Raw genomic sequence first — 9,067 nt, 5'->3', positions numbered from 1 at the left:
CCTGCGGAGCGAAAATTTTGCAAAATCTGGAAAAAGCACTCAAAAGACAAACCGATAAAGAAAGGAATATAAATGAGAGCATTAATCAGCGTCAGCGACAAAGAAGGCATCGTAGAGTTTGCCAAAGGACTCGAGAAACTCGGTTTTGAGATATTAAGCACGGGCGGCACGCACAAACTGTTAAAAGAGCAGGGCGTAAAGGCGGTCGAAGTTGGCGAATACACAGGCTCGCCCGAGATGTTTGAGGGGCGCGTAAAAACCCTGCACCCAAAAATCCACGGTGGCATCTTGCACAAGCGAAACGACGCAAACCACGTGAGTCAGGCTGCGCAGCACGGCATCGGCGGCATCGATCTAGTTTGCGTAAATTTATATCCGTTTAAACAAACCACCATCCGCACCGATGATTTTGACGAGATCATCGAAAACATCGACATTGGCGGCCCTGCGATGGTGCGCTCGGCGGCTAAAAACTTCGCCAGCGTTTATATCGTCACGAGCCCGCTTGATTATGGCGAGGTTTTGCGCGTCATAGAGGGCGCGAACGAGAGCGAAAAGGCTATTTTTAGGCGAAATTTGATGATAAAAGCCTACGAACACACCGCGGCATACGACTCCATGATCGCAAACTACATGAACGAGCGCTTTAACGACGGCTTTGGCGAGATGAAATTTATCGCCGGCAGCAAAGTGTTTGATGCGAGATATGGCGAAAACCCGCACCAAAAAGGCGCGCTATACGAGTTTGATTATTTTTTTAGCAACAACTTTACCGCGTTAAAAGGCGAAGCGAGCTTCAATAACATTACCGATATAAACGCCGCACTAGCGCTAGCGAGCAGCTTTGACGTCGCGCCTGCGGTCGCCATCGTCAAGCACGCTAACGCTTGCGGTTTTGCCGTAAAATCAAATCTTCTAGAAAGCTATGTCGAGGCGCTAAAATGCGATCCCGTCAGCGCATACGGCGGCGTTGTGGCGATAAACGGCACGCTAGACCGCGCCTTGGCCGAGAAAATCAACGAAATCTACGTCGAGGTCATCATCGCCGCAAACGTGGACGAGGACGCGCTTGCGGTATTTGAAGCCAAAAAGCGCATCAAAATTTTCACCCAGGGCAATAAATTTTTACAACGCGCAAACGACAAATACGATTTCAAGCACGTTGACGGCGGCTTTGTCTATCAGCAAAGCGACGAGGTTAAGCCTAGCGAGCTAGAAAATATGAAGCTACAAACCGCGCGCGCAGCCAGCAAGTCCGAGCTAAAAGATCTCGAGATCGCGTGGAAAGTCGCGGCGCTCACGAAAAGCAACTGTGTCGTCTACGTGAAAAACAGCGCCGTGGTTGCCATCGGCATGGGTATGACGAGTCGCGTGGATGCCGCGCGTGCGGCCGTGGCTAAGGCGCGCGATATGGGGCTTGATTTACGCGGTTGCGCGCTTGCTAGCGAGGCGTTTTTCCCGTTCCGCGACAGCATCGATATCGCAAGCGAGGCGGGCGTGAAGGCCGTGATACAGCCCGGCGGCAGCATACGCGACGACGAGGTTGTAGCTGCGGCAAACGAGCACGGCATGGCGATGTATTTTACGGGCGTACGTCACTTTTTACACTAAAATTTGATCGTTTAACGGCGAGGCGGCGTAAATTTGACTGCGCCGTTTTGCCGCTTTAAGTTTATTGATTAGCGGCGCACTTGCTCCGCTTTTGCTCAAATTTGACTTGCTCGCTTTTAAATTTGGACTGCGATTTGCTTGCGCTTTGGAGATTAAATTTAATTGAAAGCGATTTATGAAGCAAATTTTGATTTTCTTGGTATTTTTGGCGGGGCTTTATGCGGCCAATATCTATGTAAACGGCGAAAAGGTCGGCAGCAGCGACCAAAACTCGACCTATAACGGCGAGAGCAAAAACGAAATCCTAAAACAAGAGGGCAAAAAACAGCTCTGCAAAAAAGGCTACAAGCAGTACTGCTAGACGGTGCTTTATCTTTTAATCGGCGGTCAAATTTATGCCGCCAAATTTTATCCCATCTAAATTTTACATCATCAAAGCTCGGGTTTTGCCGCTCAAATTTAACGCCATGTCCGTCAAATTTAAAATTTAATCCCTTAAGCAAGGTCAAGACGCCCGCGCGCAAAATAAGAGTATAATTATCCAAATTTAAAACAAGGATAAAAAATGAGCGATTTTTTCAAAAACGCCGAGCAGTTTAACGCTGAGGGCGCGACGGTTCCGTTTTATAGATATAGCCAGGGTGGCGTGGATTTCGTCGGATTTGACAGCCGCCCATGCGTACCGCCTGAGCCTATGGTAAATGCGCTAGTAGCAATCAAATTTGCAAATCAAAACACCAAAATTGTGATGGTAAATCATAAATTCCCCGCCGGTTTGATCCCTAAAATAGAGGAGCAGTTTGACATCGAGCGTGAGGATCTGGAGGGCGGGGCGGTCAAGATGACCTTTAGCCTAAAGCATGGCGCAGACGTCAAAAACGTAGATACGAGCCTTTGCCACTGAGATAAGCTATGCTTTTAAACACCTTTGCGCCGCCCTTTAAGCTAGTCGGCGGTTATTTTATCGCGGGCATTTGCTTTTTGATCGCGAGTATTCCAGCCTTTTTCGCGGCTGATTTTGAGACGATCGCGGGGCTTGAGACGGCGGGATTTTTACACGTGTTTTTCGTTGGATTTGTTATGAGCATCATCATCGGCGCCCTGTATCAGCTAACTTCTGTGATATTAGAAAAGCCGTTTTCAACGATCAAGGGCGCGGTGGCAAATTTAGCCCTTTACTGCGCGGGCGTGGCCCTGATGAGCTACGGGATGATCAGCGGCAAAACGGGCTTCATACACGGCGGCGGCATGGCGCTTTTTCTCGCACTGCTGTTTTTTGGCACGACCTATATCGTTAGCTTTATGGACAATGAAAAAAAGAGCTTCGCAGCATTTATGCTCTTTGTTTCGGCGGTATTTTTACTCGCCGGCATCTCGCTTGGATTTTGCCTTTTGATGATACTTTCGGGCACTTTGCCGATGGATTTTATGTTCGCGCTTAAATTTCACGTCTATTTCGTGCTCGGCTTTGTCTTTTTTATCATCGTCGGCGTGGCGACCGTGCTGCTGCCGATGTTTGCTCTGGCACACGATCTAAAATTTACGCTTAGCAAATTTGCCTTTGGTTTTTATATTTTGGCTGGCGTTTTGCTCTTTTTTGGCGAGATTTACGCGTACTTTGCGTTTGGAGCGGCGATTATTTGCTTTGTCGCCGAGGCGCTATATATCCTAAAAAAACGTGTCCGCAAGGCGTATGACTACTGGAATGTAAATATCGCTCTTTCGCTCGCGGCCTTTGTGCTGTTTTGTATTTTTATCGCGGCGGATAGATACGATATGGCGGTATTTATGCTGATTTACGGCTTTTTGTTTGCCTTTATCGCGGCTCATCTTTATAAGATCGCGCCGTTTCTCATCTGGTACCATTACGTAGCGCCGTTCGTGGGCAAGACAAAGGTGCCGCTGCTAGATCAGATGATCCTTAAAAAGCCCGCATATATCGGCATCGGCTTTAATGCTCTTGGACTCGCGCTTTACGAGCTTGGCGTCTGGCTGGAGATAAAATCGCTCGCGCACTGCGGCGTGGCTTGTCTGCTCGTTAGCATCGTTTTGGTCGCGATAAATATGATAAATGTTTTTAAATTTACGAAATTTGGAATAAAGGAAGAAAAATGAAAGAAAAAATCTACAAGGCGCTCTCAAACATCGTCGATCCCGAGGTGGGCTTTGATATCGTATCCTTGGGGCTCATTTACGACGCTGCTTGCGACGAAAACGGCAAAGCAAAAGTTACGATGACGTTATCTACGCGCTCATGCCCGCTGCACGAGATGATACTAAGCTGGGTAGAGACAGCGGTGCTAAACGTCGATGGCATAAAAGAGTGCGAGATAGACCTAGTATGGGAGCCAGCGTGGAGTATCGAGATGGCGAGCGACGAGGTGAGGGCGGCGCTAGGAGCGTGAATTTTGGCATGAGCGAGCTTTGCATGCAGCAGTTTAAATTCGCTTCGACTTGGTTTGCTTATAAAATAGTTTAGAGCGTGTGTTGCTGGGTTATGACGAGCGCGTCTTTGTTCTCTATACGGATCCGGCTAGACGGCGTCATCTTTACGCGTTACCCCATTTTGACCGATACAGATGCTCTGAGTGCGTAATGATAAACTTGGCTACCCCATGAAATTACTATATATACAATTTCAAACAGCTCTACTATTTTGTTAAATTTAAGCTTGCTTGCTTAGAATGTTGGTATAACCGCTTTTGGATTGCTGGTTGCGAGCCAAAAGCGGTAAACAGCATAAAATTTATGCTGTTTAAATTAATGCCTACTCATTCCTAAGCGTCTCAAGTACGTTTATCTGCGCGGCTTTTTTAGCAGGGTAAAACGACGAAAACGCCACGATAACGACCGCTCCGACCAAAATCATAACAAGATCGAGCAAGGATAACTCCATAGGAAGCTTCGCGCTACCGTAAACGTCGGCCGGCAAATTTACGATATCAAAGCTACCGAGTAACCACACGCCAAAGAGCCCGAGCACGAGTCCAAACACGATCCCGCCTCCGCCTATCGTGGCTCCCAGCGCAAAAAAGCTCTTTTTGATCTCGGCCTTGCTAGCGCCCAGCGAGAGTAGTAGCGCGATCTCTTGGCGGCGGTTCATGACGGTCATGAGCAGCGAGCTTACGATATTTAGCGAGGCAACTAGGATGATGAGCATCAAAACAATAAAAAGAGCGCGTTTTTCAAGCGCCAAAGCGGAGAAAAAGTTACCGTTTTGCTGCCACCAGCCGATAGCTTTTTGTCCTAGCCTCAGCTCGCGCGAGATCTTTTCGATATCGGCGAATGGGTCGTTTGAAAACACGTGTATGCCGTCAAATTTACCATCGTCGTACTCGAGTATCTTACGCAGCGCCTCGACGCTCGTGTATAGATAGCTTTTGTCGTAGGCTACAAGCCCCGAGCTAAACGAGCTCACGACGTCAAAGCGCTTCATTTTAGGCGTTAGAGCAAAGCCGCTCGGGTCATTTTTGGTAAAAATGAGCGTGAGCTTGTCGTTTTCGTTTACCATCATCTCGTTTTTGACACCTTGCCCTACGAGCAGGCCGTATCCGTCTAGCTCGCGGTCACCAAGGCCGGCTGCCACGACCGAGTTTATCTGCTTTTCGTCGGGCGAATTTACGCCAAAAAGCAATCCGCCCTCGAAGCTATTTGCGCCTTTGATGATAACTTGACTCATGATGTACGGGCTAAATTTGAGATTCGGAAATTTCTGTTTTAGTTCGCTAACGTCGCTCTCGTCGATGTTGCCGCGGATAGCGGAGAGGATCGTGATCGGGTAGTTCATCGTGAAAAGTTTGCGCTCAAACTCCTTGTCAAAGCCGTTCATGATCGCCATCGCAACGATGAGCACCATGAGCCCGACGCCCACACCTAGAAACGCCAAAAGTGCCGAAAGCATGATAAAGGGCTGGGTTTTGTCAAACCGTAGATATTTGAAAAGTAGATATTTGGTTAGGTTCATTTGGTTTTCCGTTGTTTAAATTTAGGCTTTGGTTTGCTCGCTATTTTTGCGTCGCTTGATCTTATTTTACATTTGCGCCAAGTGCATTAAATTTGTCTATCCGTGCAAATTTGATGTCAAATTTTAAAACCACTCGCAAAGGCTAGACGCTTTAAATTTACGACTTCGCGCCGCTTCAAAAAGGCGGCAAATTTAAATGCTAAATTTAGCAAACCGCCGCCAAAACGCCAAAGCTAAATTTTATCCCAATCCTCCGCAAAAGCTCCTTTTTTAGGGCCGCTCTTGCCGTGGCAATCTTTGTATTTTTTACCGCTTCCGCACGGGCACGGGTCGTTTCGCGATACTTTTTTACCAGGCTTTTCTTCGCCCTCGGATGCGCGGGTAGTCTCGCTATCTTGCGCCTCTTGCGGCGCGGCGTCAGTAGGCTCGGAGAAACTTAGGCGAACGGCCGTTAGTATCTTGATACTTTCAAATTTGATGCGGCTAACGAGCTCCATAAATAGGTTAAAGCTCTCTTTTTTATACTCGGTGAGCGGGTCTTTTTGGTTGTAGCCGCGCAGTCCGATGCCGGTTTTTAGGATATCCATCTGATATAGATGCTCGCGCCACGCAGTATCTAGCACCTGCAGGCAGAGCACCTTTTCTAGGTATCTGCGCTGATCAGCGCCTATGACGCCCATTTTTTCTTCGTAGTCAGTCTCAAATTTAGCCGTTATCTTTTCGGCAAGCTCGGTGTAGTCGAGATCTTTTAGATCATCTGTCTGCATGAACGCGCCATTTGAGATTATCACGGAGCTTAGTTTTTCGAGGTTGTATTCGCTCTTTGGCTCGCCTGCGTAAATTTCAGCCTGAGCTAGCAGATGCTCGACAAATTCGGCGCGATTTTGTTTGATCTTTTCGCCGACTTCAAAATTTGGATCAAGCAACTCGTTTCTAAATTTATATACAGTTTTTCGCTGTTCGTTTGCAACGTCGTCGTACTCGAGGATATGTTTTCGCGCTTCAAAGTGCAGGCTCTCGACCTTTTTTTGCGCGTTTTCGACGGCTCTTGTGACCATTTTCGAGTCGATACTTTCGCCCTCTTCGATACCAAGACGCGTCATTATCGCCTTGATGCGGTCGCTGCCAAATATCCGAAGTAAGTTATCCTCAAGGCTTAGGTAAAAGCGGCTCACTCCCGGATCGCCCTGACGTCCAGAGCGGCCTCGCAGCTGGTTGTCGATACGGCGACTCTCGTGCCTTTCGGTGCCGATGATGTATAGGCCTCCTAGGTTTCGCACCTCGTCGTCGATACGGATATCTACGCCGCGTCCGGCCATATTCGTCGCGATCGTAACCGCGCCGCGAGCACCGGCCTGAGCGATGATCTCGGCCTCTTTTTCGTGATTTTTAGCGTTTAGCACGGAGTGCGGGATCTTTTCTTTTACGAGCAGGTTGTGTAGCTTTTCGCTCTTTTCGATCGAGGCGGTACCCACGAGTACGGGCTGACCGCGGTCATGAGCCTTTTTGATCTCGTCGATCACGGCTTTAAATTTCTCGTTTTCTGTTTTATAAATGAGATCGTTGTTGTCTTTTCTGATTACCGGCACGTTTGTCGGGATCGATACGACGTCAAGCTTGTAAATTTGTGAAAACTCGGTCGCCTCCGTCTGCGCCGTACCCGTCATGCCCGATAGTTTTTTGTAAAGCCTAAAGTAGTTTTGAAATGTAATATCGGCTAGAGTTTGGCTCTCCTCTTGGATCTTTACGCCCTCTTTGGCCTCGAGCGCTTGGTGCAAGCCTTCGCTAAATCTTCGTCCTTCGCTTAGTCTGCCCGTAAATTCGTCAACGATGACGACTTGACCTTCGCGAACGACGTAGTGCACGTCTTTTTCAAAGAGATTGTGCGCCTTTAGAGCTTGGTCTAGGTGATGGCTCAAAATCGCGTTTTCCATGTCGTAGAGATTTGCCACGCCAAAGAGCTTTTCGGCCTTTGAGATACCCTCTTCGGTGATCGCTATCGTGCGGTTTTTTTCATCTACGGTAAAGTCGCCCGTGGCCTTTTCTTGCGGAGTCGCAGGCGGTTCGCCGCGCTTCATCTGGCGCGCGACTTCATTTGCTTTGATGTAGCCGTCTAGCGTGCGGTTTGTAGGACCCGAGATAATGAGCGGCGTTCTAGCCTCGTCGATGAGGATACTATCGACCTCGTCCACGATGACGAAGTTGTGCTCTCTTTGCACCTTGTCTTTGAAATCCATTTTCATATTGTCGCGTAGGTAGTCAAAGCCGAATTCGTTATTCGTGCCGTACGTGATGTCGCTATCGTATGCGGCTTTTCGCGCTGCGTCGTCGTATTCGCCGCCTAGTATCACGCCCACGCTAAGACCTAGAAATTTATAAATTTCGCCCATTTGCGTCGCGTCACGTTTGGCGAGGTAGTCGTTCACGGTCACGACGTGCACGCCCTTGCCGCTCATCGCGTTTAGCACGACGGGCAAGCTTGCCACGAGGGTTTTACCTTCGCCCGTTTTCATCTCGGCGATCTTACCGTCGTTTAGCACCATGCCGCCGATTAGCTGAACGTCGAAATGACGCATATTTAGCGTCCTTTTACCGACCTCGCGCACGATGGCAAACACCTCGTCTAGTAGCTCGTCCTGGCTCTTTTCTCCGTTTTGTACCTGCGCTTTAAATTCGTTAAATTTAGCCTTCAGTTCATCGTCGCTCATCGCTTGATATTTGCTCTCGAGCGAGTTTATGTAGGCGACTCTTTTGAAATATTTTTTTACTTCTCTGTCATTTTTCGTGCCAAATACCTTCTGCATAAACGCCGTTATCATTTTTAGCCTTTTTAAATTTTGTTAAAGCTTGGATTTTAACATTTTATTATTTAAACTTAGCTAGAATTTTGTCCGGTAAAGGAAAATATATGAAAAAAATTTTAGCATTTTTGCTCTTTTGCGCCTCGGCTTTCGCAGTTACGTTAAATTTCGTCACGCTTCAAAGCGACTTTATACAAACCATCACAAGCGAGAACGAAACGGTCGATTATTTTGGTAAATTTTACGCAAAAAGCAACAACCGCGCCTACTGGATCTACGAGCGTCCGACGCCTAAAAAAATCTACTTTGATAAAAACCGCGTTGTCGTGATCGAGGATGCCCTCGAACAAGCGATCATCTCTAAATTTGAAAAGGCGCCGAATTTGATTGACGTCGTTAGAAACGCGGTTAAGATTACCGACACGCTCTACAAGGCCAAATACGACGGCGTAGAGTATCTAATCACCGTCAAAAACTACATTCCCACAAGGATCGACTACGAGGATAAGCTCGGCAACAAGATCAAAATCACGCTGAGCAATACTAAGAAGGATTTTAAGATAAGCGATGATTTGCTGACGCCGGTGATACCGTCGTATTATGATGTCATAAACCAATAAGCTCTTTGCAAGAAGGGGCTTGTCTTTTTTCTTCATACTTTGTTGGATTTAAATTTTACTCGGTCACTACC

8 protein-coding genes are annotated in these 9,067 nt (G+C 47.7%); 6 read left to right on the top strand and 2 right to left on the bottom strand.

Annotation, left to right across the window (positions count from 1 at the left end):
- The first annotated feature begins 72 nt into the window (after positions 1 to 72).
- The 5 genes from purH to H740_RS05800 all read left to right on the top strand — a co-directional run bounded on the left by purH (position 73) and on the right by H740_RS05800 (position 4,016).
- Positions 73 to 1,611, top strand: coding sequence for a bifunctional phosphoribosylaminoimidazolecarboxamide formyltransferase/IMP cyclohydrolase (gene purH, locus H740_RS05820; RefSeq protein WP_002952345.1), 1,539 nt, complete (start codon positions 73 to 75; stop codon positions 1,609 to 1,611).
- Between the two features lie 175 nt (positions 1,612 to 1,786).
- The gene (locus H740_RS05815; protein WP_002952344.1) at positions 1,787 to 1,972 is read left to right on the top strand and encodes a hypothetical protein; all 186 of its coding nucleotides are present in this window, start codon (positions 1,787 to 1,789) and stop codon (positions 1,970 to 1,972) included.
- 204 nt (positions 1,973 to 2,176) lie between these two features.
- Positions 2,177 to 2,515 (top strand): hypothetical protein, encoded by a 339-nt coding sequence (locus H740_RS05810; protein ID WP_002952343.1) that lies wholly within the window; start codon positions 2,177 to 2,179, stop codon positions 2,513 to 2,515.
- An 8-nt stretch (positions 2,516 to 2,523) separates the two neighbouring features.
- Positions 2,524 to 3,726, top strand: coding sequence for a hypothetical protein (locus tag H740_RS05805; protein ID WP_002952342.1), 1,203 nt, complete (start codon positions 2,524 to 2,526; stop codon positions 3,724 to 3,726).
- The gene (locus H740_RS05800; protein ID WP_002952341.1) at positions 3,723 to 4,016 is read left to right on the top strand and encodes a metal-sulfur cluster assembly factor; all 294 of its coding nucleotides are present in this window, start codon (positions 3,723 to 3,725) and stop codon (positions 4,014 to 4,016) included. The genes H740_RS05805 and H740_RS05800 overlap by 4 nt, the downstream gene beginning before the upstream one ends.
- A gap of 362 nt (positions 4,017 to 4,378) precedes the next feature.
- Here the strand turns inward: H740_RS05800 and H740_RS05795 are convergent, their stop codons facing one another.
- Both H740_RS05795 and secA read right to left on the bottom strand, forming a co-directional pair.
- On the bottom strand, positions 4,379 to 5,575 hold the full coding sequence (locus tag H740_RS05795; protein WP_002952340.1) for an ABC transporter permease: 1,197 nt from the start codon (positions 5,573 to 5,575) through the stop codon (positions 4,379 to 4,381).
- A 233-nt stretch (positions 5,576 to 5,808) separates the two neighbouring features.
- A complete protein-coding gene (secA, locus tag H740_RS05790) occupies positions 5,809 to 8,394 on the bottom strand; it encodes a preprotein translocase subunit SecA (RefSeq protein WP_002952339.1) in 2,586 nt (861 codons plus the stop codon).
- A gap of 89 nt (positions 8,395 to 8,483) precedes the next feature.
- Between secA and lolA the strand changes: the two genes are divergently transcribed.
- Positions 8,484 to 8,996 (top strand): LolA-like outer membrane lipoprotein chaperone, encoded by a 513-nt coding sequence (gene lolA, locus H740_RS05785; protein WP_002952338.1) that lies wholly within the window; start codon positions 8,484 to 8,486, stop codon positions 8,994 to 8,996.
- Positions 8,997 to 9,067: the final 71 nt, after the last annotated feature.

It is taken from the genome of Campylobacter showae CC57C, from assembly GCF_000344295.2.
GTDB lineage: Bacteria > Campylobacterota > Campylobacteria > Campylobacterales > Campylobacteraceae > Campylobacter_A > Campylobacter_A showae_B.
The sequence above is the reverse complement of the archived record's forward strand: the minus strand, read 5'-3'. Positions and strand labels throughout refer to the sequence as shown.